The sequence below is a fragment of the Achromobacter sp. ACM01 genome (assembly GCF_014851745.1).
Classification (GTDB): Bacteria; Pseudomonadota; Gammaproteobacteria; order Burkholderiales; family Burkholderiaceae_B; genus Achromobacter; species Achromobacter aegrifaciens.
Genome location: NZ_JACVAF010000003.1, coordinates 380,339 through 405,619, shown reverse-complemented (window position 1 = coordinate 405,619; position 25,281 = coordinate 380,339). Strand labels below are relative to the sequence as shown.

The following is a 25,281-nucleotide window of genomic DNA, read 5'->3' as shown; positions in this document are numbered from 1 at the left end:
CTTTACGGGTAAGCCCTAGGTAAAAAAAACCGGCGCATCAGGCGCCGGTTTTCCGTGGGGCGGGTCTCGCTCAACGCTTGAGCTTGGCGAACGCGTCCGCCATGGCGCTGTTCATGCCGGCGCCGGCCCCGGCGCCGCCGCGGCTGCCGTCGCCCTGCGGACGGCGGTTGCGGTCGCCGCCCTTGGGGGCGTCGCCGCTGCGGCGGGCGGGAGCTGCGGTGTCGTTCAGGCGCATGGTCAACGCGACGCGCTTGCGCGCCACGTCCACTTCCAGCACCTTCACGCTGACCGTCTGGCCCACCCGCACGACGTCGCGCGGATCCTTCACGAACTTTTCGGCAAGGGCCGAGATGTGGACCAGGCCGTCCTGGTGCACGCCGATGTCCACGAACGCGCCGAAGTTCGCCACGTTGGTCACAACGCCTTCCAGCACCATGCCCGGGTACAGGTCGTTCAGGGTTTCGACGCCTTCCTTGAACTGCGCCGTCTTGAACTCCGGACGCGGATCGCGGCCGGGCTTTTCCAGTTCGGCGAAGATGTCGCGCACCGTCGGCAGGCCGAAGCGCTCGTCGGTGAAGTCGGACGGCGACACGCCCTTGAGCGCTTCGCGCTGGCCGATGATCTGCTTCACCTCGGCCTTGATCTTGGCGACGATGCGTTCGACCACCGGATAGGCTTCGGGGTGAACCGACGAGGCGTCCAGCGGGTTGTCGCCGTTGGGAATGCGCAGGAAGCCCGCGGCTTGTTCGAATGCCTTGTCGCCAAAGCGCGGCACCTTGCGCAGGATCTCGCGGGTCGGGAAGGCGCCGTTCTCGTCGCGCCAGGCGACGATGTTCTTGGCCAGCAGCGAATTCAGGCCGGACACGCGGGCCAGCAGGGCGGCCGACGCGGTGTTCACGTCCACGCCCACGGCGTTCACGCAATCCTCGACCACGGCGTCCAGCGAACGCGCCAGCTCGCGCTGGTTGACGTCGTGCTGGTACTGGCCCACGCCGATGGCCTTGGGATCGATCTTGACCAGTTCGGCCAGCGGATCCTGCAGGCGGCGGGCGATGGACACCGCGCCGCGCAACGTCACGTCCAGGTCGGGGAATTCCTGGGCCGCGGTTTCAGACGCCGAATAGACGGAAGCGCCGGCCTCGGAGACCACCACGCGGGTGACCTTCAGGTCCGGGAAGCGTTCCATCATGTCGCCCACCAGCTTCTCGCTTTCGCGCGAGGCGGTGCCGTTGCCGATGGCGATCAGGTCGACCTTGTGGCGCGCCACCAGGGCGGCCAGCGTGTTGATGGTGCCGTCGCGGTCGCGGCGCGGTTCGAACGGGTAGACGGTGGTGGTGTCCACGACCTTGCCGGTCTGGTCGATCACGGCGACCTTGCAACCGGTGCGGATGCCGGGGTCCAGGCCCAGCACGGCCTTGGGGCCGGCGGGCGCGGCCAGCAGCAGGTCCTTAAGGTTGGCGGCGAACACCCGGATGGCTTCGGCTTCGCCGCTTTCGCGCAGGCGGCCGATCAGCTCGCTTTCGAACGCCGTCAGCAGCTTCACGCGCCAGGTCCAGCGGCAGACTTCGCCCAGCCAGCGCGCGCGCGGCGTGGCGTCCAGCGCGAACAGGCCGTTGCCCAGCTTGAGGAAGCCGGCGATGCGGGCCACGCAGGGATGCGGCGTCTGCGCTTCCAGTTCGGCTTCCAGGCCCAGGCGCAGTTCCAGCACGCCTTGCTGGCGGCCGCGCAGCAGCGCCAGGATACGGTGCGAGGGCAGGGTGCGCAGCGGTTCGTTGAAGTCGAACCAGTCGCGGAAATTGGCGCCCTCGGTTTCCTTGCCGTCGACCACCTTGGAATGGATCAGGCCGGTGGACCACAGGTGCTCGCGCATGTCGGCCAGCAGATCCGCGTTTTCCGCGTAGCGCTCGGCCAGGATGTCGCGCGCGCCGTCGAGCGCGGCCTTGGCGTCGTTGATGGACGCTTCGGGATTCAGGTATTGCGCGGCGAGCGCGGCGGGGTCGCAGGCGGGATCGGCGAGGATGCCGTCGGCCAGCGGCTCCAGGCCCGCTTCGCGGGCGATCTGGGCGCGGGTGCGGCGCTTTGGCTTGTACGGCGCGTACAAGTCTTCCAGGCGCTGCTTGGTGTCGGCCGTGGCGATTTCCTGCTGCAGCGCTTGCGTGAGCTTGCCCTGTTGCGAGATGGATTCAAGAATGGAGCCGCGGCGCTCTTCGAGTTCGCGCAGATAGCCCAGGCGCACTTCGAGATTGCGCAGCACGGTATCGTCCAGGCCGCCCGTGGCTTCCTTGCGATAGCGGGCGATGAAGGGCACGGTGGCGCCATCGTCCAGGAGTTCCACCGCCGAAGCGATCTGGGAGGCGCGCGTGCCCAGCTCGGTGGCGAGCTGCGCGACGATGCGGGCGTTGTCGACGCCGGCGGCGACGTACGTGATAGCGGAAGTTTCAGACATCTCGATACGACGACAAAAAGGAAAAACAAGGGGCGGATTGTGCCATAAGCCGCTGTTACAAAACGTGCCAGGGTGGACGGATATGTCCCCCTCGCGACGGCCTGGCGGCCAATCCGCGGCCCGGCAGCGGGTATCATTTGGTCCTTTCCCACCCAAGTGTCTGGCGCCCGAACCGCAACCGGCACCGGTTCACCGTTGACTCGCTATGCTGGACCTGGATATCTCCGAATTCTTCGACGCCGACGGGCCTTTGGCCACGGCTTTGCCCGGCTACAAGCCCCGGCCTTCACAGGTCGAACTCTCGCAGGCCATAGGGCAGGCCATCCAGGACCGCGCCACCTTGGTGGCGGAGGCAGGCACCGGCATCGGCAAAACCTGGGCCTATCTTGTACCCGCCTTCATCCAGGGCGGCAAGGTGCTGATTTCCACGGGTACGCGCACCCTGCAGGACCAGCTTTTCGCCCGTGACCTGCCGCGCGTGCGCGCGGCGTTGGCCGCGCCGGTGACGGCCGCGCTGCTCAAGGGCCGCGGCAACTACGTCTGTCATTACCACCTGGATCGCCTGCAGGGCGACGAGCGCGCGCTGAAGTCGCGCACCGAAATCCAGCAGTTGCGCCAGATCCAGGTGTTCGCGGGCATTTCCAAGACGGGCGACCGCGGCGACCTGGCGCAGGTACCGGAAGACGCCGACATCTGGCAGCGCGTGACCTCCACGCGCGAGAACTGCCTGGGCCAGGAATGCCCGCGCATCCGCGACTGCTTCGTGGTGAAGGCGCGCCGCCAGGCGCAGGAAGCCGACGTGGTGGTCGTGAACCATGCCCTGTTCATGGCCGACCTGGTGCTGCGCGAAGAGGGCGTGACCGACCTGCTGCCCGAAGCGGACACCGTGATCTTCGACGAAGCGCACCAGTTGCCGGACACGGCCACCCGCTTTCTGGGCAGCAGCGTGTCCACGCACCAGTTGCTGGATTTCGGCCGCGCGCTGGAAGCGGCCGGCCTGGCCTACGCGCGCGAAGCCGCCAAATGGAGCGACGTCAGCCGCCATGTGGAAACGGCGGCGCGCGAGCTGCGCCTGGTCTGTGCGCCGCTGGACCGTATGCCCGGCCGCAAGGCGACTTTCGAGGCCATCCCCAATCCCGAGGAATTCGACGAAGCGCTGTTGGCGCTGCGCGAGGCCGTGGACGGCGCGGCCAAGGCGCTGGGCGCGGTGGCCGAAAAGCACCCGGACCTGATGGCGGCCGCGCGCAGCGGCGCCGAGATTTCGGTGCGGCTGAAGCGCTGGGCCACGCCGGGACGGGCGGGCGCAGACCATTCCGACGAAGGCTGGGGCCGCGACGACCAGGCGTCCGAACCCGTCGTGCAATCGGCGCTGGGCGACGGACTGCCCACGCCTGCCGCCATCCTGGAGGGCGCGGCCGCCGCGGAACAATGGACCGGCCCGGCGGTGCGCTGGGTCGAACACGGGCAGCACCACGTGCGCCTGCATTCGGCGCCGCTGTCGGTGGCCCAGGCTTTTTCCAAGTACCGCAAGCCGGGCCAGGCCTGGATCATGACCTCGGCCACGCTGTCCGTGAACGGCGAGTTCACGCACTTCACCAGCCAGCTGGGGCTGGAGAAGGCGCGCACGGGCAAATGGGAATCGCCCTTCGACTATCCCGAACAGGCCTTGCTGTTCGTGCCGCGCGGCATGCCCGAACCGCAATCGCCGCAGTTCCTCGACCGCTTCGTGCAGACCCTGCTGCCGCTGCTGGAGGCCAGCCCCGGCGGCACGCTGGTGCTGTGCACGACGCTGCGCGCGGTGGACAAGGTCGCCAACCTGCTGGCCGACGCCTTCGACGATGCCGGCCATGAATGGCCATTGCTCAAGCAGGGCGAGGGCACGCGCCGTGATCTGCTGGACCGCTTCTGCAAACTGGAGCATCCGGTACTGGTGGGCAGCGCCAGTTTCTGGGAAGGCATAGACCTGCCCGGCGACGTGCTGACCCTGGTGGCGATCGACAAGCTGCCGTTCGCGCCGCCCGACGATCCGGTCATCGAGGCGCGCCTGCGCGCCTGCCGTGCGCATGGCGGCAATCCCTTTGCGGAATACCAACTGCCCGAAGCCGCGATCTCGCTCAAGCAGGGCGCGGGCCGTCTGATCCGTACGGAATCGGACTGGGGCGTGCTCATGGTGGGCGACGCGCGCCTGGTCGAAAAGCCTTATGGCAAGCGCCTGTGGCGCGGTCTGCCGCCGTTCGCGCGGACGCGCGAACTGGAAGAAGTACTGGCGTTCTACCGGCGCAAGCAGGAACCGCAGGACTAGCGGCCGTTCACGCCACAATCAGCCAGCCCTGGGGGCTGCCCGCGCCAGCGGGCGCCCCTGCCAGCCGCCTCAGGCCGCGACCCGTTCCGTCCGCCGCGACATCGCCCACCACCCGGTCATGACCGCGGCCAGGCCCACGATGGGCAGCATGGCGGCGTTCAACGTTTCCCAGCCCATGCGCACGAGCGCCGGACCCGCGGCCAGCGTGGCCAGGGCGGTGGTGGCGTAGCGCAGCATTTCGGCGGCTCCTTGTACGCGCGCCCGTTCGGCGGGACGGTAGGACTGCGCCAGCAGCGTGGTGCCGCCGACAAACATGAAGTTCCAGCCCACGCCCAGGCAGAACAATGCCGCGTGGAAGGCCGTGAGCGAAGTCGATTGCATCGCGATCAGCGAGCAGGCCGCGTTCAGCGCCATGCCCATGCCAAGCACGCGGGGCAGCCCCAGCCGGTTGATCAGCGCGCCGGCGAAGAAGGCCGGGGCGTACATGCCGATCAGGTGCCACTGCATGATGCTGGCGCCATCGGCGATGCTGTGCTGGCAGGCGACCGCGGCCAGCGGCGCGGCCGTCATGACAAACATCATCGACACCGAACCCACGACATTGTTGGCCAGGGCCGCCACGAAAATCGGCTGCCGCATGACCTCGCCCAAAGGACGGGCCGGCAGGCCTGCGGCCTGCGTGTCGGCGGGCTGGCCGCCTTCGCCTTCCTGGTCGCGGTAGGCGAAGAGCAGCAGCGCGCTGGCGGCTCCCAGCAGCGCCACCATCAGATAGGCGCCGGAGAAGATCGCGGCGGGAAAGATGTCCTTGGCCCAGGCCGCCAGCGCCGGCCCCGCGATGGCGGCGATGACGCCGCCCGTCAGGACCACGGATATGGCGCGGCTCTTGGCCTCGGCGGGTACCGCGTCGGCGGCGGCCAGGCGGTAGTACTGCGCAAACGCCTGGAACACGCCGACCAGCGCCGTGCCCAGGCAGAAGAGCCAGAAGTCGCTGGCGAACACCGCGGCCACGGAAATCAGCCCGCCGGCCGCGCCCGCCAGCGATCCCAGCATGAAGCCCGCACGGCGGCCGATGCGCTGCATGAGCAGCGATGCATACCAGGTGACCGCGGCGCCCGCCACGGTGATCAGCGCGAACGGCAGCGTGGCCAGGGCCGGATGCGGCGCCAGCATCTGGCCGGTCAGCGCCGTCAGGGTCAGGTCGATGGAGATCGCCGCGATGTACAGGCCCTGGCAGACGGCGAGGATGCGGGCATTGCGCAGGCCGCGCGTGGAGGAGGTCATGGCTGTGGGAGTCCGGAGGATTGACAGGCCCCACTCTAGCGCCGGAAGCTATGGCAAGAATGACTATTTTCCCTCATTTCATGCCATGACCCATCGCGTTTGCATCCTGCCCGTACCCAACTTCCAGCTGCTCGACATGGCAGGCCCGCTGTCGGTCTTCCAGATCGCTGCCGAACTGGTGCCGGGCGCCTACGAAGTGGCCGTGGCGTCGGCCGAAGGCGGCCTGGTCCGCTGTTCGGCCGGCGTGCCCGTGCTGACGCGGCCCTGGCGCGGTCTGCGCGCCGACACCGTGCTGGTGCCGGGTGGCCAGGGCGCGCGCGAACCCCAGGCGGCCCCGGCCATGCTGGCCTATCTGCGCGCCGCGCATGCGCGCGGCCGGCGCGTGGCCAGCGTCTGCACCGGCGCGTTCGTGCTGGCGCAGGCCGGCATCCTGCAAGGGCGCCGCGTGACCACCCACTGGCGTCATGCCGCCGAACTGCAGCAGCGCCATCCTGCGCTTGCGGTGGAAGCGGACCGCATCTACGTCGAGGACCGCGCGGTCTGGACCTCGGCGGGCATCACGGCCGGCATCGACCTGGCGCTGGCCATGGTGCAGGCGGACCACGGCGAGGCGGTCGCCCGCGCCACCGCCCGCGAGATGGTGGTCTATCACCGGCGCACGGGAGGGCAGTCGCAGTTCTCTGCATTGCAGGACCTGGCGCCAGCCAGCGGACGCATGCGCGAGGTGCTGGCCCATGTGGGCCAGCACCTGGACGAAGTCCTGGACATCGAGCGCCTGGCCGGCGTGGCCTGCCTGAGTCCGCGCCAGTTCTGCCGCCAGTTCAAGCTGGAAACCGGGCAGACCCCGGCCAAGGCCGTGGAGCGCGTGCGCGCCGAGGCTGCGCGTGAACTGGTCGAGGAAGGCGAGGCCGGCATGGATGCCATCGCGCGCCGGGTGGGCTTCGGCGATACGGAGCGCATGCGCCGCGCCTTCATCCGCATCTACGGGCAGCCGCCGCAAGCGCTGCGGCGCGGCGCGCCGGCATGAAAAAGCCCCTGCGTGGCAGGGGCTTTGCTTGGTGCGGCGGGCGTTACGTCAGTTGAACGGGTTCCACCAGCTCTTGTCGGCCTTCAGGCCCTTGGTCTTGAATTCGCTGTTGGGGAAGTTCTTGTCGTACACGCGCTGCGAGTCGTTCTTCAGTTCGGTCAGGCCGAGCTTGTCGTAGGACTCGACCATCAGATAGAGCGCTTCCTCGGTGGCGGGGGCGCCTTCGAAGTCGGTGATGACGGTCTGCGCACGGTTGGCCGCGGCCACGTAGGCGCCGCGCTCGTAGTAGTAGCGGGCGACGTGCACTTCGTTCATGGCGATGGTGTTGACCAGCCAGGCGACGCGCTTCTCGGCATCCACCGTGTACTTGCTGTCCGGGTAGCGCTTGATCAGCTCGTTGAACGCGTCGTAGGACGCGCGCAGGCCCTTGGGATCGCGCTCGGCGGGATCCTGGCCGGTGATGCTGCTCATGAAGGCGCTGGCCGGGGTGAAGTTGATCAGGCCCTTCAGGTAAAGGGCGTAGTCGGTGCCGGGGTGATTGGGGTAGAGCTGCTGGAAGCGGTCGATGGCGGCCAGGGCCTGCTCGTTTTCGCCGTCCTTCCAGTTGACGTAGGCAAGCTCAAGCAGGGCTTGCTGGGCGTAGACGCCGAAGGGGTAGCGGCTTTCGATCGCGGTCAGGCGTTCGCGCGCTTCTTTCCAGCCGCCCGAGGCCATTTCCGCCTTGGCGTCTGCGTAGAGCTGTTCGGCGCTCCAGTTGGTGGTCTTGTCGTACTTGCTGTTGCTCGAGCCGCAACCGGCGATGACCATCACGGCGAGCAGCGCGATAACCACGCGCAAGACCGGCCCGCTTCGGGAGGCGGGATTCGAGGGAGCTGCGGAGTGGTGAATCACGAGAATCGTATCCTTGGTGTTAGCATGCAAGGCTGATTATATGATTTGTCTCCATGTCTGATACAGCCTCCGGCGCGGATCTCGTTTCCGACGACGAACTCCTGGGTATTTCCGAAGAAAACCCGCAGGGGGAACCGCAATTTGTAACAGTGCCTTCCGGCACGCGCGCCGACCGGTTGGACAAGGTGCTCGCGGGGCTGATGCCCGAGCATTCCCGCAGCCGGCTGCAGGGCTGGATCGAGGCCGGCAACGTCCACGTGAACGGCAAGCCCGGCAAGATCCGCCAGACGGTCGGACCCGACGACGAACTCACCGTCTGGCCCCAGCCCGCGCCCGAAACCCTGGCCTTCGCGCCCGAACCCGTGGAGTTCGCGGTCGTGGCCGAAAGCCCCGACTGGATCGTGGTGAACAAGCCCGCCGGCCTGGTGACGCATCCTGGCGCTGGCAACTGGAGCGGCACGCTGCTCAACGGCCTGCTGTACCGCTATCCCGAACTGGCGCAGGTGGCGCGCGCCGGCATCGTGCACCGCCTGGACAAGGACACCTCCGGCCTGATGGTCGTGGCGCGCAACGAAACCGCCCAGACCCACCTGGTGCGCCAATTGCAGGCGCGCAGCATGGGCCGCGAGTACGTGGCGCTGGTCCACGGCTGGCTGGCCGCGGCCGGCAAGGTCGATCGTCCCATCGGCCGCGATGCGCGCGTGCCGGTCCGCATGAGCGTGGAGCGCCCGGTGGCGCCCAAGCCCGCCATCACCCATTACATGCCCGCCCGCCGCGGCGAGGCGGATCCCGGCGGCCGCGTCACCGAAGTGGTGTGCCGCCTGGAAACCGGCCGCACCCATCAGATCCGCGTGCACATGGCCAGCCTGGGGCATCCGCTGCTGGCCGATACCATCTACGGCGGCAAGAACATTGCGGGCGCGCAGCGGCAGATGCTGCATGCGCGCGCGCTGCATTTCGAAGATCCGGGCGGTCGCGGCGAAGTCGACTTCACCGCGGCCGTGCCTCCCGACATGAGCTTGGTCCAGGAAGAGATTGCATGGAACGCGTAGTGGCAGGCTTGCCGGTGGTGACGGGCCCGCAATGGCCGGGCGTGAACTACTTCTGCACGACCCGGGCAGGGGGCGTGGGCGTCGCGCCGCACGACACCTTGAATCTGGGCCGCCGCGCCGGGGACGATCCGGACACGGTGACTGAGAACCGGCGCCGCGTGCGCGCTGCGCTGCCGGCCGAACCCCTGTGGCTGCGTCAGGTCCATGGCAGCGTAGTGGTGGATGCCGATCAGGCCGACCTGCCGGATGAGCCGGCGGTCGACGCCAGCGTCACGGCGCAACCCGGCCGCGTGCTGGCCGTGATGGTTGCCGATTGCCTGCCCGTGGTCATCGCCGATGCGCAAGGCACGGTGCTGGGCGCGGCGCATGCCGGCTGGCGCGGCCTGTCGGGCGGCGTGCTGGAGAACACGCTCGCGGCCATGCGCGCCAAGGCGCCGCAGGCCTCGGGCTGGCGCGCCTGGGTCGGCCCCGGCATCGGCCCGCAGGCGTTCGAGGTCGGGCAGGACGTACTGGACGCGTTCACCAAGGACGATCCGGCAACCCTGCGCTACTTCACGCCGCGGCCGGGCATTTCCGGAAAATGGCTGGCCGACCTCGCCGGATTGGCTGATTTCCGCCTGCGCCGCGCCGGAGTACAAGAAGTGTCCTTGAGCGGGATGTGCACGGTGGCCGGGGCGGACCGGTTCTTCTCGTACCGCCGCGACGGCGAAACCGGACGCATGGCTTTGCTGGCCTGGCTAGGCCCGGTTTGATCTGGCGCAAGGCCCGCAGCCGGCCTTGCGTCATACCCTGTCAGGCCTCCTTGTATACCCGCATTGACAGTCCCGGACCCGGAATGCAACATCAATCGCGTAGTTTCGATAACAAGGTGTCGAAGTGAATGCCAATCTCTCCGCAGGGCCCATTCCGGTGAGCGTGGCACCGGAAGTCCTGGCCGACATTCAGGCCGAATTCTCCCGCGAGTGGCAGCGCCTTTGCGATGACGCCCGCCGTGGCGCGCTTGCGCCGCCGCCAGACCGCCGTTTTTCGGGTGATGCCTGGGCCTCCAATCATTCGCACCTGCTGCTGGCGCATACCTATCTGCTGTCGGCCCGCGCCATGTCGCGCATGGTCGACGCGGCCCAGGTCAGCGAGCCCATGCGCGATCGCCTGCGCTTTTCCATCATGCAATGGGTCGACGCGCTGTCGCCGTCGAACTTCCTGGCGTTGAACCCGGATGCCCAGCAATCCATCGTCGAAAGCGCCGGACGCGCGCTCAACGAAGGGCTGGCCAATCTGCTGGGGGACGTCAAGAAAGGCCGCATCACGCAGACCGACGAATCGCAGTTCGAGATCGGCCGCAACGTCGCCGTGACGCCGGGCGAAGTGGTGTTTGAAAACCGGTTGTTCCAGCTCATCCAGTACGCGCCGTCGACCGCCACCGTGCACGAACGGCCGCTGGTCATCGTTCCGCCGAACATCAACAAGTTCTACATCCTGGACCTGCAGCCCGAAAATTCCTTCGTGCGGCACGCGGTGGACCAGGGCTACACGGTATTCCTGATTTCCTGGCGCAATCCGGTGTCCAGCGACACCGATGGCGTGGACCGCGCGACTTGGTCCGATTATCTGGACGACGCGGTGCTGCAGGCGCTGCGCGTGGCCAGCGACATCACCAAACAGCCGCAGGTCAATGCGCTGGGCTTCTGCGTGGGCGGCACGATGCTGGCTTCCGCGCTGGCCCTGGCCGAGGCGCGCGGCGAGCATCCGGTCGCGTCGCTGACCCTGTTGACCTCGCTGCTGGATTTCCACGATACCGGCATCCTCAACGTCTTCGTCGACGAAGCGCACGCGCTGCTGCGCGACCACCAGTTGGGGCAGGGCGGGCTGATGCCCGGGCGCGATCTCGCCACCACGTTCTCGTTCCTGCGGCCCAACGAGCTGGTCTGGAACTATGTGGTCGGCAACTACCTGAAAGGCCAGAAGCCGCCCGCGTTCGACCTGCTGTTCTGGAATGGCGACAGCACCAATCTGCCCGGCCCGTTCTTCTCCTGGTATTTCCGCAATACCTATCTGGAGAACAACCTCAAGGTGCCGGGCCGCGCGCAGGCCGCGGGCCTGCCGCTGGACCTGACGCGCCTGGAAATGCCTGCGTACATCTTCGGGTCACGCGAGGACCATATCGTGCCCTGGGTTTCGGCGTATGCGTCGACCCAGGTGCTGCGCGGACCGCAGCGCTTCGTGCTGGGGGCGTCCGGCCACATCGCCGGCGTGGTGAACCCTCCGGCGAAGAAGCGCCGCAGCTACTGGGCGGCTGACAAGCTTGAACAGTCAGGCCATCATCTGCCTGGCGACCCGAACACCTGGTTCGCGCAAGCGGTCGAGACGCCGGGCAGCTGGTGGCCCGATTGGGCCGGCTGGCTGTCGGGCCATTCCGGCAAGCAGGTCAAGGCGCGTGAAAAATTGGGCAATGCCAAGTACCGGCCGATAGAGCCGGCGCCTGGCAGATATGTGAAAGTCCGGGCAGCCTGAAGCCGCGACCAGCGGTTAGGCCCAGACGAGAAGAAGGTTAATCAACGAGGCGTCCGTCGCACACAGGAGGAAGTCCAATGAGCGGAAAACTGGCTTACGTTACAGGCGGGATGGGCGGTATCGGCACCTCTATTTGCCAGCGCTTGGCCAAGGATGGCTTTCGCGTGGTGGCAGGTTGCGGCCCCAGCCGCAACTACCAGCAGTGGCTGGATGAGCAGGCAGCGCAGGGCTACACGTTCTACGCGTCCGTGGGCAACGTGTCCGATTGGGACTCCACGGTAGAAGCCTTCGAACGGGTCACGAAGGAGCTGGGCCCGGTCGACGTGCTGGTCAACAACGCGGGCATCACCCGCGATGGCCTGTTCCGCAAGATGAGCGCGGACGATTGGCGCGCGGTCATCGACACCAACCTGAACAGCTTGTTCAATGTGACCAAACAGGTGATCGACGGCATGGTCGAACGCCAGTGGGGGCGCATCATCAACATCAGCTCGGTGAACGGGCAGAAAGGCCAGTTCGGCCAGACGAACTATTCGACCGCCAAGGCCGGCATCCATGGCTTCACCATGGCGTTGGCCCAGGAAGTCGCCAGCAAGGGCGTCACCGTCAACACGATTTCGCCCGGCTACATCGGCACCGACATGGTCCGCGCCATCCGTCCCGACGTGCTGGAAAAGATCGTCGCCACCATCCCGGTGCGCCGCCTTGGCACGCCGGAAGAAATCGCGTCCATGACGTCGTGGTTGGCCTCGGACGAGTCCGGCTTTTCGACGGGCGCGGACTTCTCGCTCAATGGCGGCCTGCACATGGGCTGACCCATCGCGGGCCGCCAGCGGGCGGCCCGTCGGCGCCGGAGGGCCTCGGGGAGAGGGCCCTCCGGATTACACTAACCCTATCCGAAGCCTTAGAGATCGCCCGATCCGGGGACAACCATGACGCAAGCACAAACCGGCGCCAGCCTGCGCCTGATTAAAAAGTACCCCAACCGTCGCCTGTACGACACCCGGACCAGCACCTACATCACCCTGGCAGATGTCAAGCAACTGGTCCTGGCAAACGAAGAATTCCAGGTCGTCGATGCCAAGAGCAGCGAAGACCTGACGCGCAGCATCCTGCTGCAGATCATCCTTGAAGAGGAAAGCGGCGGCATGCCCATGTTCTCCTCGAACATGCTGTCGCAGATCATCCGTTTCTATGGCCATGCCATGCAGGGCATCATGGGTTCCTACCTGGAAAAGAACATCCAGGCCTTCATGGAAATCCAGCAACGCATGGCGGAGCAATCCAAGGGCCTGTACGGCAGCCAGTTCGGCCCCGAGGCCTGGGCCCAGTTCATGAACGTGCAGACGCCCATGCTGCAGAACATGATGAACAACTACATCGACCAGAGCAAGAATCTGTTCGTGCAGATGCAGGACCAGATGCAGGATCAGACCCGCGCCATGTTCTCGACCTTCCCGTTCACGCCTGGCGGCACGCAAGGTCCCGGCCGCAAGTAATGGCGGGGCCGTGCCTGGCGCGGCCTCATCGATCAGCACCCCAAAAGCCGGACAGGGATCTGGTTCTTGGGGTGTTTTTTCATCACCGCGTGCAGGTTTTGTTCGCGCAGCAAGCAAGAACAGATACCCCGGAGAGCAAGCATGAGACTGAACAAGGCGTTTTCCCGCCTGGCCTGCGCGGCGCTGGCAGGCTTGACGGCCATGTCCGCGTCGCCCGCCGCTTGGGCTTGCACGCGCGTGGTCTTCCATGGCGCCAACCAGCAGGTGGTTACCGCACGCTCCATGGACTGGAAGAACGACATCACCAGCAACCTGTGGGTATTGCCGCGCGGCATGGCGCGCAGCGGCGAGGCCGGCCCGAACTCCCTGCGCTGGACTTCGCGCTACGGCAGCGTGGTCACGTCCGGCTATGACGTCTCCACCACCGATGGCGTGAACGAGGCGGGCCTGAGCGCCAATCTGCTGTGGCTGGCCGAATCGCAGTACCCGCAATTCGATGCGAAGAGCAAGCCCGGCCTGACCATCGCGGCGTGGGCGCAATACGTGCTGGACAACTACGCCACCGTCAAGGAGGCCGTGGCGGCGCTGGAGCAGGAACCCTACACCATCGTCTCGGACAACGTGCCGGGCGAGGACCGCCTGACGACGCTGCACCTGTCGATCTCGGACGCCAGCGGCGACAGCGCCATCATCGAATACATCGGCGGACGCCAGGTGATCCACCATAGCCGCGACTACCAGGTGATGACCAACTCGCCTCAGTTCGAGCAGCAGCTTGCGCTCGATGCCTACTGGCAGCAGATCGGCGGCACCACCATGCTGCCGGGCACCAACCGCGCAGCCGACCGTTTCGTGCGCGCATCGTTCTACATCAACGCCATCCCCAAGGATCCCGATCCCAACAAGGCGCTGGCCAGCGTCTTCAGCGTGATACGCAACGTCTCCGTACCCTATGGCATCAGCACGCCCGGACAACCCAATATCTCGTCCACCCGCTGGCGCACCGTCTTCGACCACCAGCGCAAGCTGTACTTCTTCGAATCGGCCCTGACGCCCAACACGTTTTGGGTGGACCTGAAGGCCCTGGACTTCAGTCCGGAAACCGGCAAGGTGCTGAAGCTGGACCTGGGGCCGGATCAGCGCCACACGTTTGCGGGCGACGCCACGCGCGACTTCCAGCCCGCGGCGCCGTTCAAGTTTCTCGGGCTCTGAAAAAAGGTCAGGGCCTTTTTCGCCGCTTGATCAAACGCAATGATCCGCAGATTTTCCTGATCCGAGGTTCAGGGTTCTGTCAGTTGATTTGGTTACATTAATGAAAACGGTTCTTGTTTGTATTTTAGGAGCCGTCGTCTCATTTGTGTCTCAAGGATTATGCACATGATCAAGAAAGCCTTGGCCCTGGCCATTGTCGCCCTGAGCGTTTCCGCCGCGAACGCGGCCGAATACCCCATCGGCAAACCGGTGGAAAAGGGCGGCATGGAAATCGGCGCGGTGTATCTGCAGCCGATCGAAATGGACCCCCCGGGCATGATGCGCCCGGCCAAGGATTCGGATGTGCACCTTGAGGCCGACATTCACGCCACCGCCGGCAACAAGACGGGCTTCCCCGAAGGCGAGTGGGTGCCTTACCTGGTCGTGAAGTACGAAATCCAGAAGGTCGGCAGCCAGAACGTGCAGAAGGGCACCTTCATGCCGATGGTCGCCAACGACGGTCCGCACTACGGCGAGAACGTCAAGCTGGAAGGTCCGGGCAAGTACAAGCTGAAGTACTCCATCCTGCCGCCGACCGCGGACAAGATGAGTCACTTCGGCCGTCACGTCGACAAGGAAACCGGCGTGGGGCCGTGGTTCGAGCCCTTCGACCTCGAATATGAATTCGTCTACGCCGGCACCGGCAAGAAGGGCGGTTACTGATCGTGCGCAGCCTGCTTCGCGTTGCCGTCGCATTGCTGATCGGCCTGGCCGGCCTGGCCGGCGGGGCGCCCGCGCAGGCTGACGAACTACCCACGTTCACGCTGACCTTCAAGCCGAACGGTACGTTCGAGCCCGCCACGCTGGAAGTGCCGGCGGGCCGTTTCAAGATCGAGCTCATCAACGAGAGCAACGAGCCGGTGGAGTTCGAAAGCATTCCGCTGCGCAAGGAAAAAGTCCTGGGGCCGGGTGTGAAGTCTTTCGTGGTGATCACCATTTCCCGCCCCGGCGAGTATCCATTTTTTGATGACTTTCACCAGAGCGTGAAAGGCACCTTGGTCGTCAAACCCAAGGAATAAGCGGTAGCAATATATGGAACAGGTCCTCTTTATCGTCTGGCGTGAAAGCGTCGAAGCCATGCTGGTGGTGGGCATACTCTACACCTGGCTGCGCTCCACGCCGGAGGGCAAGCGCGGCCTGAACTACCTGTGGGGTGGCGTCGCGGCAGGCCTGGCGCTGGCCGTGGCCCTGGCGCTGGTGCTGCTGGGCGTCTCCTCCTGGCTCAGCGACGAAGGCCAGGAATGGTTCCAGGCCATCATGTCGCTGGCCGCGTGCGCGCTGGTGGTGCAGATGGTCGTGTGGATGAAGAAGCACGGCCGCACGCTCAAGGGCGAACTCGAAGGCGGGGCCCGCGCTTCCGTCGCCAGCGACAACTGGTGGGGCCTGTTCGTGCTGGTGGCCATTGCCGTGGCGCGCGAAGGCAGCGAAACCGTGGTGTTCCTGTACGGCACCGTGTCGGCGGGCGAGGGCGGCAGCGACATGCTGATGCTGGCGCTGGCTGGCGTGGCCGGTTTTGTGGTGGCGTTGCTGACGTTCTGGCTGTTGCAATTGGGCGGCAAGCTCATCACCTGGCGCCGCTTCTTCCGCGTGACCGAAATCCTGTTGCTGCTGTTGGCCGGCTCGCTGCTGGTGGGCGGCCTGGATCACCTGATTTCGCTGGACGTGCTGCCGACCATCGTGGATCCGGTCTGGGACAGCTCGTGGCTCTTGAGCGACAGCACCGGCGTGGGCAAGGTCCTGGCCGACTTCGCCGGCTACCGCGCGCTGCCTGCGTTGATCTCGGTGCTGTTGTGGGTGGCTTACTGGATCATTGTGTGGGCGCTGCTGCGCTGGGTGGGGAGCAAGCCGGCAGGCGCTGCCACCGCCGCCCGCAGCGCCACCTGAACCCGACTGTTGCCGGACTGAATATTTGAAGGTTTGACCATGGCAGTTGCACTCGGGAGGGCGACCTCCCGTATCGCCGACTTTCTCCGTGACCATGCCCCGCTGTTGCGCAAGCTGCAGTGGGGCATTGTTGCGATATACGCGTTCCTTTTGATCGTGCCCGCGATCCTGCCCTTGCCGGACAACGCGGCCTCGGTCTTCAACAATCTGACCATCGTCGCTCAGTTCGCGTTCTGGGGCGTGTGGTGGCCGTTCGTGCTGATTTCCATGCCCATCCTGGGCCGGGCCTGGTGCGGCTGGCTCTGTCCCGAGGGCATGCTGACTGAATGGGCCAGCGAGCGCGGCCAGGGCCATGCGATTCCGAAATGGATGCGTTGGGGCGGCTGGCCTTTCGTCGCGTTCGCGTTGACGACCGTCTACGGGCAACTGGTCAGCGTCTACCAATATCCGCTGGCGGTGCTGGCGGTGTTGGGCGGGTCCACGGTGGCGGCCATGATCGTCGGCTGGCGCTACGGCCGCAGCAAGCGCGTGTGGTGCAAGTACCTGTGCCCGGTCAACGGCGTCTTCAACCTGTTGGCCAAGCTGGCTCCCTGGCACTTCAAGGTCGACGAAGAGAAGTGGCGTCATCCTGTCATCCGCATCGAGCCCATCAACTGTGCGCCGCTGGTACCGCTGCGCCACATGAAGGGCGCGGGCGACTGCCATGTCTGCGGACGCTGCAGCGGCTATCGCGGTGCGATCGAACTGACGCCGCGTTCGCCCGAAGAAGAAATCGTGCATGTCACCCATGGCGATCCATGGCAGACGGCGCTGCTGTGCTTCGGCCTGATGGGCATCGCGATCGGCGCCTTCCTCTGGAGCGCCAGCCCCTGGTACGTGACCGCCAAGCAGTGGGCCGCGACCTGGCTGGTCGAACACGACATCATGTGGCCGCTGCTGGACAACGCGCCCTGGTTCATCCTGACGCATTACCCGGAAGTGAACGACAGCTTCTCGTGGCTGGACGGCGCCGGCATCCTGATGTTCGTCGTCGGCGCCACGATCTGTGTCGGCGGCGCTTCCTTCCTGTCGTTGTGGATCGCCGACCGCCTGGCGCCCGCCGCGCCTGTGGAAGGCGAACCCGCGACGCGCTGGGGCCGTCCTGGCCTGCACAAACTGGCGCAGGCCCTGATTCCTTCCGCCGGCATCGGCGTGTTCCTGGGCCTGTCGGCCACCACCGTAAATCTGCTCAAGCACGAAGGGATGCAGGCCGCCTGGGCCGCGCCGGTGCGGTTCACGCTGCTGAGCCTGGCGGTGCTGTGGACGCTGCGCCTGTATGCGCGCCTGCTCAAGCCGCGCGCGGCAAGCGGTTGGCGCAAGGGGCTGGCCTGGCTGGTGCTGGCAGCCGGCCTGGCGCCGTTCTGCCTGGCATGGGTGTTGTTCTTCGCGGTCTGGTAGTCCGGGCCCGAGGCTTGCGATAAAGTAGGGAACGCGCCGGCTCAAGCCGGCGCAATGTTTTCAACTATCGCTACCGCCATGGCCACCTACGCTTTCCGCCTGCTCAACGTTTTCGCTTCCTCCACCTTCAGCGGCAACCAGCTCTGCGTGTTCGAAGACGCGCGCGGCATGGACGACGCCACCATGCTGAATCTGGCGGCGCAATTCAATCTGTCCGAAACGACCTTCATCCTGCCCTCCGACAAGGCGGCAGCGCGCGTGCGCATCTTCACGCCGGGCTTCGAGATGAAGTTCGCGGGCCATCCCACCATAGGCACCTCGCAGGTCGTGCGTGACTTGCGGCAGACGGGCGATGCATTGACCCTGGAGTTCGCTGCCGGCGTGGTGCCGGTGACGGCGCGCGGCGATGCCTGGACCTTTACCGCGCCGTGCCCGGATGGCGTGCGCACCGCCGCGCCCGAGCTGGAGCGAGGCGAAATCGCCAGCCTGCTGGGTCTGGATGCGAGCGATCTGCTGGACGATCCGATCTGGCTGGACACCGGCGCCGATCAACTGCTGGTGCCGCTGGCCAGCGTGGACGCGGTACGCCGCGTTGCGCCCGATGCCTCGCGGCTGGACCGTTGGCAGGCCAACAGCCTGGGCCGCAAGGTCATGTATGCCTACGCTTTCGACGACAGCCGCCAGCAGGATGGGCGCCAGGTGGTGGTGGCGCGCTATTTCTACGCCAAGGCGGGCGGCGGCGTGAACGAAGACGCCGGCACGGGTTCGGCCTGCGCCAATCTGGGCGGCTGGCTTTTGCATCAAAAGCGACCCTTGCCCGCCAGCATCCTGGTGGAGCAGGGCGACCAGATGGGCAGGCCCTGCCGGTTGTTGCTGGACGTCCAGGCCGATGGCCGGATCCAGGTGGGCGGACGCGCCCTGGAGATAGGCCGGGGCATAGTGGACGTCTGATCAGGACCGCCGCGCGGGACGCGGCGCAAAAGCAAGGCGGCGCCTGTGTCCGACACAGGCGCCGCCTTGTTTTCAAGACCGGGCCGAAGCGGCCTGGTCGGGCTTACTTCTTGTTCTTGGCCGGGTCGACCTTGATGTTGTTCATCACTTGCTTGACGCCTTCGACGCCGCGCGCCACGGTGGCGGCATGATCGGCTTCGGCTGCGGTGCCGACGGTACCCGTCAGCTTGGTGACGCCCGCATTGGTCTCCACGGCGATGTCCAGCGCGCTCAGCTGCTTGTCGGCCACGATGGCAGCCTTGACCTTGGTGGTCACGGTGGCGTCGGACGCGTACTCACCCACGGACTGTTTCGGCTTGCCGTCATCGGCGGCAAAAGCCATGGAAGTGAAGACGGCGCCCGTGCCCAGTGCAGCGGCGGCGATCAGCTTGCGGAATTCCATAGTCATGCTCCTTGTTAGTGGTTCAGCGCGTCGGGACGCGAGGATTGTGTGGTGTCTTGGGTCCGAGTTCTATTTTTTGCGGAATGCGCCGCCGAGGATGGACAGCAGCGCCAGTACCAGGAAGACGAAGAACAGGATCTTGGCGATGCCGGCAGCGCCGGCGGCGATGCCGCCGAAGCCCAGGACAGCCGCGATGATGGCGATGACGAAGAAAACTACGGCGTAGTGCAACATGTCAGCTTCTCCTGGTGGTTTGTCGGATCAAGGATTGCGGTCGAAGAAGTCGCGGACTTCTTTTTCAGCTTGTTCCTTGGTCTTGCCATAACGCTCCTGGATCAGGCCCGCCAGACGTTCGGCGTTGCCTTCGGTGCGGGTCAGCTCGTCGTCGGTGAGCTCACCCCAGGCGGCCTTGGCCTTGCCTGTCAGTTGCTTCCATTTGCCAGCGATGATGTCGTTGTTCATGGTGACCTCTCCTGTTGCTAGCGGCATCCGGTTTGCGGCCTGTAAACCGGGTTGTCGCGGTTGAGTGGGACACTGATCAGCTAGGGCCTGCCGGTTCAAGAAGTTGCCGTGCAGGCCATGTACTTACCGTACGAGCCTGCGGCATGGCCGTCAAACCTGGCTGTGGGCAAATGTAACGGCCTGGGGGCGGCAAAATGGCCTGGTTTCCGGCGGGGGGATATTGCAGGCGCACTAGGTGCCGCAGTTACATTCCGGCAATGTCTTGTCCCCTTTTGAGGGAGGCTGGTAACTGGATCTGCAAGGCTGGACGCGGGCATGCGCGCTTGGCTTGCCGACGCGCGCGCCGGTATAGTGTCCGCGGAACCCGCAAGCAGGTTCGGCCACAGAATATGGAAAGAGGAACTCGCATGACGCAACGACTTTGCCGCGCTATCTTGCTGACGCTGGCCGCGATGGCCGCGCTCGGATGCACGCACGTGACGGACCGTTATCAGGCCGCTGCGCCTGTGGTGTCGTCCAGCAGCTGATCGGCGCGCGCCGAAGCAAACGGGGCGCCCTTGGGCGCCCCGTTTGCACTTCAGGAACCGCGTACGGCTCAGGCTTGCGCGATGCGGCGCGCGATGTGATCCAGCGCCTCTTCGACCTGGTCGACCAGGATCAGGCACAGGTCGCCTGCGCCCAGGCGCGCCAGCGCAGTGTCGATGGCGAGAAACTCGCCGTGGATCTCTTCGACGTGCTTGCTGCGCGTGGCGTTGGCCAGGCCTTGTTGCAGCAGGGCCAACACTTCGCCGTCGGCGCGGCCGCGCTGGCATTGGTCCTGGTAAAGCAGCACGTCGTCGAAGGCTTCGCCGAGGATCTCGGTCTGCATCCGGATGTCTTCGTCGCGCCGGTCGCCCGCGCCGCTGATGACCACGGAACGGCGCTTGGCCGGCATGGCGTCCACCGCGCGCACCAGGGCCAGGATGGCATCGGGATTGTGGCCGTAGTCGGCGATCACCGTGGCGCCGCGGTAGTCGAACACGTTGAAGCGTCCGGGCGCTGTCTGGGCGTCGTTGACGAAGCTGGCCAGGCCGCGGCGGATGATGTCCGTGTCCAGACCCAGCGCCCAGGCCGCGGCGATTGACGCCATGGCGTTTTCCACCTGGAAGGTGATCGTGCCGTTGCGCGTGAGCGGAATGGCGGCCAGCGGGTAACGGGTCTCTTCGCCGCCCTGCGCGGTGACGATGGAGTCGCCGTCGCGGTACACGCAGCGCAGGCCTTGCGCGCGATGGGTGGCCAGCACGGGATGATTGCGGTCTTCGGCGAAGTAGGTGATGGAACCCGGGCAGCTCGCCGCCATTTCAGCCACGATGGGATCGGCCGCGTTCAGCACCGCGGTGCCGCTGGGGTGCACGTGCTGCACGATCACGCGCTTGACCACGGCCAGGTCCTCGACCGTGCTGATGTAGCCCAGGCCCAGGTGGTCGCCCATGCCGATGTTGGTGACGATGGCCACATTGCAGCGGTCGAAGGCCAGGCCTTCGCGCAGGATGCCGCCGCGCGCGGTTTCGAACACGGCCGCGTCGACGTCCGGGTGCATGAGCACGCTGCGGGCGCTGCGCGGGCCGCTGCAATCGCCGGTGTCGATGCGCAGGTTGTCGACGTAGACGCCGTCGGAATTCGTCATGCCGACGCGGTTGCCGGCGACGCCCAGGATGTGGGCGGTCAGGCGCACGGTGGTGGTCTTGCCGTTGGTGCCGGCCACGGCCACGACCGGGATGCGGCCGTCGTCGCCGTCCGCGTACATGTTGGCGATGATGGCCTCGCCCACGGCGCGGCCCTTGCCGAAGGACGGATTCAAGTGCATGCGCAGGCCGGGGGCGGCGTTCACTTCCACCACGCCGCCGTTCTGGTCTTCAAGCGGGTAGAGCACGCTTTCGGCGACCACGTCCACACCGCAGATGTCCAGCCCGATCATGCGGGCCGCCGACACCGCGCGCGCGGCCATTTCCGGATGCACTTCGTCGGTCACGTCGGTGGCCGAGCCGCCGGTGCTCAGGTTGGCGTTGTTGCGCAGGAAGATCAGGGTGCCGGACGGCGGCACGGAGTCGGCCTCGAAACCCTGCTTCTTGAGCGTCGCCAGGGCAATGTCGTCGAAGCGGATCTTGGTCAGCGAGGTCGCGTGGCCGTCGCCGCGCAGCGGGTCGGCGTTGACCTGGTCCACCAGTTGGCGGATGGTCTGCACCCCGTCGCCCGTGACCTGCGGCGGGTCGCGGCGCGAGGCCGCGACCAGTGCGCCGCCGACCACCAGCAGGCGGAAGTCGTGGCCGGGGATGTAGCGCTCGACGATGACCTCGGAGCTGATTTCCTCGGCCACTTCAAAGGCCTGGATCACGCGCTCGCGGGATTCGATGTTGACGGCGACGCCGCGGCCCTGGCTGCCGTCGCGCGGCTTGACCACGACCGGGCCGCCCAGTTCCTCGGCGGCGGCCCAGGCTTCCTCGGCGGTGGTCACCGAACGGCCCATGGGCACCGGCACGCCGGCGGCGTCCAGCAGCATCTTGGTCAGGTCCTTGTCCTGCGCGATTGACTCGGAGATGGCGCTGGTCAGGTCGGTTTCGGCGGCCTGGATGCGGCGCTGCTTGCTGCCCCAGCCGAACTGCACCATGCTGCCCTGGGTCAGGCGGCGGTACGGGATGTTGCGGGCGGTGGCGGCATTGACGATGGAGCCGGTGCTGGGCCCCAGGCGCACGTCTTCGTCCAGTTCGCGCAGGCGCTTCAAGGCGTCGGCGAGATCAAAGGGGGTGTCGTCCAGCGCGGCGCGCACCAGCACTTGCGCCAGTTCCATCGCCAGCTTGCCGACTTCTTCCTCGCTGTACTCGACCACCACCTGGAACACGCCAGGCTCGATAGTGGAGGCGGTGCGGCCGAACGTGACGGGGCAGCCGGCATGCGCCTGCATCGTCAGGGCCACGATCTGCAGCACGTGCGCGATGGAGACCGCGCCCTGATGGCCTTCCGGACGCAGTAGCCCGGTCTGCGGCAGGCGCGCGCGCAAGCGCGCTTCGAAATCAGGCAGGTTGTCGATGGAGCATTCGGCGTCGGCGCAGGAAACGATGGCCTCGATCGCGGTGTTCTTGCTCCACAGATTGGGGCCGCGCAGTGCTCGGATACGGGAAACTTCCATGGCAGGTATTCCTGTCTAGCTCACGCGCGCCCCGCTAGTGCGAGGGCGCGCGCAGATATTGTCAGTATTGCTGAATCCAGCGGCGGACCAGGTCGATGGTGGGACCGGAGAAGGCTTCGTCGGACTGCAGCAGGACGAAGTCGCCTGCGGCGATGGCGTCGAGCTGGCTCTGGATGGCCTTGCCGTGGTCGGGTTCGTCCTGGATGTCCTTGACGCGGGAGCCTTGCGCCAGGCCCTGGCGCAACAGCGCGCGCGCCTCGCCTTCGGGACGCTTGCTGCGCACGGTCAGGTCGTCGTAGAGCACCACGCGGTCGAAGGCGTCGCCCAGCAGCTTGCCCTGTTCGATCAGGTCCGCGTCGCGGCGGTCGGCGCCGGCCGAGTAGACGGCGGCGCGCGTGGTCGACGGGAACTGGTCGATGGCGGCGATCAGGGGGCGCAACGCCGAGGCGTTGTGCACGTCGTCGACCACCACGGTGCTGCCGTTGCGTTCGAACAGCGTGAACTGCCAGGGAGCGTCGGCCTGGTCGATGTCGAAGGTCTCGATGCCGGCGCGGATCAGCTCCACGGGTATGTCCAGCGCCCAGGCCGCGCCCACCGCGGCCAGCACGTTCTCGACCTGGAAGGCCACGCGGCCGCCATGGGTCAGCGGGATCGAGGCCACCGTGGCCAGGCGCTCCTCGCGGGTGCCATGCGCCAGCACGATGCCGCCGTCGCGCACGAACACGGCGCGGCCGTCTTGTTGCAGGTGAGCGACGATGGCGGGCAGGGCGGGATCGATGCCGAAGAAGATCACGGCGCCGTCGGATAGCTCGGCCATTTCCACCACGCGCGGATCGCGCGCGTTCAGCACGGTGGAGCCGCCGGGCAGCACCACGTCCACCTGCGTGCGGAACACGTTGAACATGCGCTCCGTTTCATTGATGTCGAAGTCGCCCAGGTGGTCGGCGTCGTCGATGTTGGTGACCACGCCAACCTGGCAGCGGTCGTAGGCCAGGCCTTGGCCCAGGATCACGCCGCTGTCGTTCTCGATGACGGCGGCATCCACGTTGCGGTTCATCAGCAGGCGCGTACCGGAAGCGAAATCGGCGCGGTCGCCCTTTTGCACCAGGCGGCGGTCCAGGTACAGGCCTTCACTGCAGGCCAGGCCGGTGCGCTTGCCGGACAGGCTCAGCAGGCGGGCCACCAGGCGCGCCACCACGGTTTTGCCGTTGGTGCCGGTAACGCCGACGATGGGGATGCGGCCCGCATCGCCTTCAGGGAACAGGTGGTCGACGATGGCGCGGCCGACCGGACGCGGCGTGCCGTCGGCAGGCTTCAGATGCATCAGCAGGCCGGGGCCGGCGTTGACTTCGACGATGGCGCCGCGCTGTTCTTCCAGCGGGCGCGAGATGTCCTCGGCCACCAGGTCCACACCGGCGATGTCCAGGCCGACGATGCGCGCGGCCAGGGTCACGGTGGCGGCGATGCTGGGATGCACACGGTCGGTGACGTCGAAGGCGACGTTGCCGCTGCGTTGCACCAGCACGCGCTGGCCTTCGGGCGGAACGCTGTCTTCCGACAGGCCCTGGCGGGCGATTTCCAGCCGCGCGGCGGAATCGAGGCGCACCGGGTTCAGCGGGTGGTTCTCGGTGCGGCCGCGGCGCGGGTCGGTATTGATCTGGCTGTCGATGAGTTCGGTGATGGTGGACTTGCCGTCGCCCGTCACCCAGGCCGGTTCGCCGGCGGCGGCGGCCACCATGCGGTCCCCCACGACCAGCAGGCGGTGTTCGTTGCCCAGCACGAAGCGTTCGACGATGACGCCGCTGCCTTCGTCCACGGCCACGCGGTAGGCCGACACCACTTCCTCGCGCGTCGTCAGATTGGTGAACACGCCGCGGCCGTGGTTGCCGTCATAGGGCTTCACGACCACCGGCAGGCCGATGTCCTCGGTAGCTTCCCAGGCGTCGTCCTCGCTGCGTACGAGGCGGCCTTCGGGCACGGGCACGCCGCAGGTCGACAGCAGTTCCTTGGTTAGGTCCTTGTCGCGCGAAATGCCTTCGGCGATGGCGCTGGTGCGGTCGGTCTCGGCAGTCCAGATGCGGCGCTGGGCCGAGCCGTAGCCGAACTGCACGAGGTTGCCCTCGAACAGGCGGATGTAGGGAATGTCGCGGTCGTCGGCGGCATCCACGATGCAGGCGGTGCTGGGGCCGAGACAGTGCTTGTCGATCAGGCTGCGCAGCTTGGCGATGGCGGCGGGCACGTCGAAGGGGCGGTCTTCGATGCCGGCCATGACCAGGTCGCGGGCTTCGTTCAGGGCGGTGCGGGTGACCTGTTCCTGCCAGGCGCGCACGACGACCTTGTAGACGCCGCGGGTGGAGGTTTCCCGGGCCTTGCCGAAACCGCCGCGCAAGCCGGCCAGGTTCTGCAGTTCCAGGGTGACATGTTCAAGTATGTGGCAGGGCCAGGTGCCTTCTTTCAGGCGCGACAGGAAACCGCCCCGGACTCCCGGACTGCAGCGGTGCTCGATCAGCGTCGGCAGCCATTCGGTCAGGCGTTCGTAAAAGCCGGGAATGGTGTTGGAGGGATAATCCTCCAGTTCACCGATATCCACCCACGCTTCGAGTACCGGACGGTACGTCCAAATGTTCGGGCCGCGCAAAGCCACGACATCGAGAAATTCAATGTCTTTCTTTTTCATGT

General features: G+C 66.5%; 21 protein-coding genes. 13 read left to right on the top strand and 8 right to left on the bottom strand.

Going from position 1 to position 25,281, the window contains the following annotated elements; genetic code table 11:
* Positions 1–70 precede the first annotated feature (70 nt).
* A complete protein-coding gene (gene tex / locus IB268_RS16655; protein ID WP_054450789.1) occupies positions 71–2,446 on the bottom strand; it encodes an RNA-binding transcriptional accessory protein Tex in 2,376 nt (791 codons plus the stop codon).
* A gap of 205 nt (positions 2,447–2,651) precedes the next feature.
* Between tex and IB268_RS16650 the strand changes: the two genes are divergently transcribed.
* On the top strand, positions 2,652–4,748 hold the full coding sequence (locus IB268_RS16650; RefSeq protein ID WP_054450791.1) for an ATP-dependent DNA helicase: 2,097 nt from the start codon (positions 2,652–2,654) through the stop codon (positions 4,746–4,748).
* Positions 4,749–4,817: 69 nt separating this feature from the next.
* Here IB268_RS16650 and IB268_RS16645 read toward each other — a convergent pair whose 3' ends face one another.
* A complete protein-coding gene (locus tag IB268_RS16645; protein WP_175213975.1) occupies positions 4,818–6,029 on the bottom strand; it encodes an MFS transporter in 1,212 nt (403 codons plus the stop codon).
* A gap of 85 nt (positions 6,030–6,114) precedes the next feature.
* On the opposite strand from IB268_RS16645, the gene IB268_RS16640 reads away from it, so the two are divergent.
* Positions 6,115–7,056 carry a GlxA family transcriptional regulator gene (locus IB268_RS16640; protein ID WP_054450795.1) on the top strand — a complete coding sequence of 314 codons (942 nt, stop codon included), beginning with the start codon at positions 6,115–6,117 and terminating at the stop codon, positions 7,054–7,056.
* A gap of 48 nt (positions 7,057–7,104) precedes the next feature.
* Here IB268_RS16640 and IB268_RS16635 read toward each other — a convergent pair whose 3' ends face one another.
* Positions 7,105–7,863 (bottom strand): outer membrane protein assembly factor BamD, encoded by a 759-nt coding sequence (locus tag IB268_RS16635; RefSeq protein ID WP_233564578.1) that lies wholly within the window; start codon positions 7,861–7,863, stop codon positions 7,105–7,107.
* Between the two features lie 137 nt (positions 7,864–8,000).
* Here IB268_RS16635 and IB268_RS16630 point away from each other — a divergent pair, with 137 nt between their 5' ends.
* The 11 genes from IB268_RS16630 (at position 8,001) to IB268_RS16580 (ending at position 18,532) form a co-directional block, all read left to right on the top strand.
* The gene (locus tag IB268_RS16630; RefSeq protein ID WP_054450799.1) at positions 8,001–8,999 is read left to right on the top strand and encodes an RluA family pseudouridine synthase; all 999 of its coding nucleotides are present in this window, start codon (positions 8,001–8,003) and stop codon (positions 8,997–8,999) included.
* Positions 8,987–9,751 carry a peptidoglycan editing factor PgeF gene (gene pgeF / locus IB268_RS16625; RefSeq protein WP_054450801.1) on the top strand — a complete coding sequence of 255 codons (765 nt, stop codon included), beginning with the start codon at positions 8,987–8,989 and terminating at the stop codon, positions 9,749–9,751. The genes IB268_RS16630 and pgeF overlap by 13 nt, the downstream gene beginning before the upstream one ends.
* Positions 9,752–9,875: 124 nt before the next feature.
* Entirely contained in the window at positions 9,876–11,510 is a 1,635-nt protein-coding gene (phaC, locus tag IB268_RS16620; protein WP_054450803.1) for a class I poly(R)-hydroxyalkanoic acid synthase, read from the top strand.
* 77 nt (positions 11,511–11,587) lie between these two features.
* Positions 11,588–12,325 (top strand): acetoacetyl-CoA reductase, encoded by a 738-nt coding sequence (gene phbB, locus IB268_RS16615; RefSeq protein ID WP_054450805.1) that lies wholly within the window; start codon positions 11,588–11,590, stop codon positions 12,323–12,325.
* A 117-nt stretch (positions 12,326–12,442) separates the two neighbouring features.
* Positions 12,443–13,009, top strand: a complete 567-nt coding sequence (gene phaR / locus IB268_RS16610) for a polyhydroxyalkanoate synthesis repressor PhaR (protein WP_042792481.1) — start codon at positions 12,443–12,445, stop codon at positions 13,007–13,009.
* A gap of 201 nt (positions 13,010–13,210) precedes the next feature.
* On the top strand, positions 13,211–14,221 hold the full coding sequence (locus IB268_RS16605) for a linear amide C-N hydrolase (protein WP_370528711.1): 1,011 nt from the start codon (positions 13,211–13,213) through the stop codon (positions 14,219–14,221).
* Positions 14,222–14,386: 165 nt separating this feature from the next.
* Positions 14,387–14,923 carry an iron transporter gene (locus IB268_RS16600; protein ID WP_013392347.1) on the top strand — a complete coding sequence of 179 codons (537 nt, stop codon included), beginning with the start codon at positions 14,387–14,389 and terminating at the stop codon, positions 14,921–14,923.
* Positions 14,924–14,925: 2 nt separating this feature from the next.
* Positions 14,926–15,279, top strand: coding sequence for a cupredoxin domain-containing protein (locus tag IB268_RS16595; RefSeq protein ID WP_370540024.1), 354 nt, complete (start codon positions 14,926–14,928; stop codon positions 15,277–15,279).
* A 13-nt stretch (positions 15,280–15,292) separates the two neighbouring features.
* Entirely contained in the window at positions 15,293–16,144 is an 852-nt protein-coding gene (locus IB268_RS16590; RefSeq protein WP_054450811.1) for an FTR1 family protein, read from the top strand.
* Between the two features lie 39 nt (positions 16,145–16,183).
* Entirely contained in the window at positions 16,184–17,581 is a 1,398-nt protein-coding gene (locus IB268_RS16585; protein ID WP_192354539.1) for a 4Fe-4S binding protein, read from the top strand.
* 78 nt (positions 17,582–17,659) lie between these two features.
* A complete protein-coding gene (locus tag IB268_RS16580) occupies positions 17,660–18,532 on the top strand; it encodes a PhzF family phenazine biosynthesis protein (protein WP_192354538.1) in 873 nt (290 codons plus the stop codon).
* A gap of 103 nt (positions 18,533–18,635) precedes the next feature.
* Here the strand turns inward: IB268_RS16580 and IB268_RS16575 are convergent, their stop codons facing one another.
* The 5 genes from IB268_RS16575 to cphA (IB268_RS16555) form a co-directional block, all read right to left on the bottom strand.
* Positions 18,636–18,974: a BON domain-containing protein gene (locus IB268_RS16575; protein ID WP_013392352.1), complete on the bottom strand. Its 339-nt coding sequence runs from the start codon at positions 18,972–18,974 to the stop codon at positions 18,636–18,638.
* Positions 18,975–19,043: 69 nt separating this feature from the next.
* Complete coding sequence (locus IB268_RS16570) at positions 19,044–19,208, bottom strand: DUF1328 domain-containing protein (RefSeq protein ID WP_006389411.1); 165 nt, start codon at positions 19,206–19,208, stop codon at positions 19,044–19,046.
* Positions 19,209–19,235: 27 nt separating this feature from the next.
* The gene (locus tag IB268_RS16565; protein WP_006389412.1) at positions 19,236–19,436 is read right to left on the bottom strand and encodes a CsbD family protein; all 201 of its coding nucleotides are present in this window, start codon (positions 19,434–19,436) and stop codon (positions 19,236–19,238) included.
* A 595-nt stretch (positions 19,437–20,031) separates the two neighbouring features.
* Positions 20,032–22,602 carry a cyanophycin synthetase gene (gene cphA / locus IB268_RS16560; RefSeq protein WP_175164107.1) on the bottom strand — a complete coding sequence of 857 codons (2,571 nt, stop codon included), beginning with the start codon at positions 22,600–22,602 and terminating at the stop codon, positions 20,032–20,034.
* A 61-nt stretch (positions 22,603–22,663) separates the two neighbouring features.
* Entirely contained in the window at positions 22,664–25,279 is a 2,616-nt protein-coding gene (cphA, locus tag IB268_RS16555) for a cyanophycin synthetase (RefSeq protein ID WP_192354537.1), read from the bottom strand.
* Between the last annotated feature and the right edge of the window lie 2 nt (positions 25,280–25,281).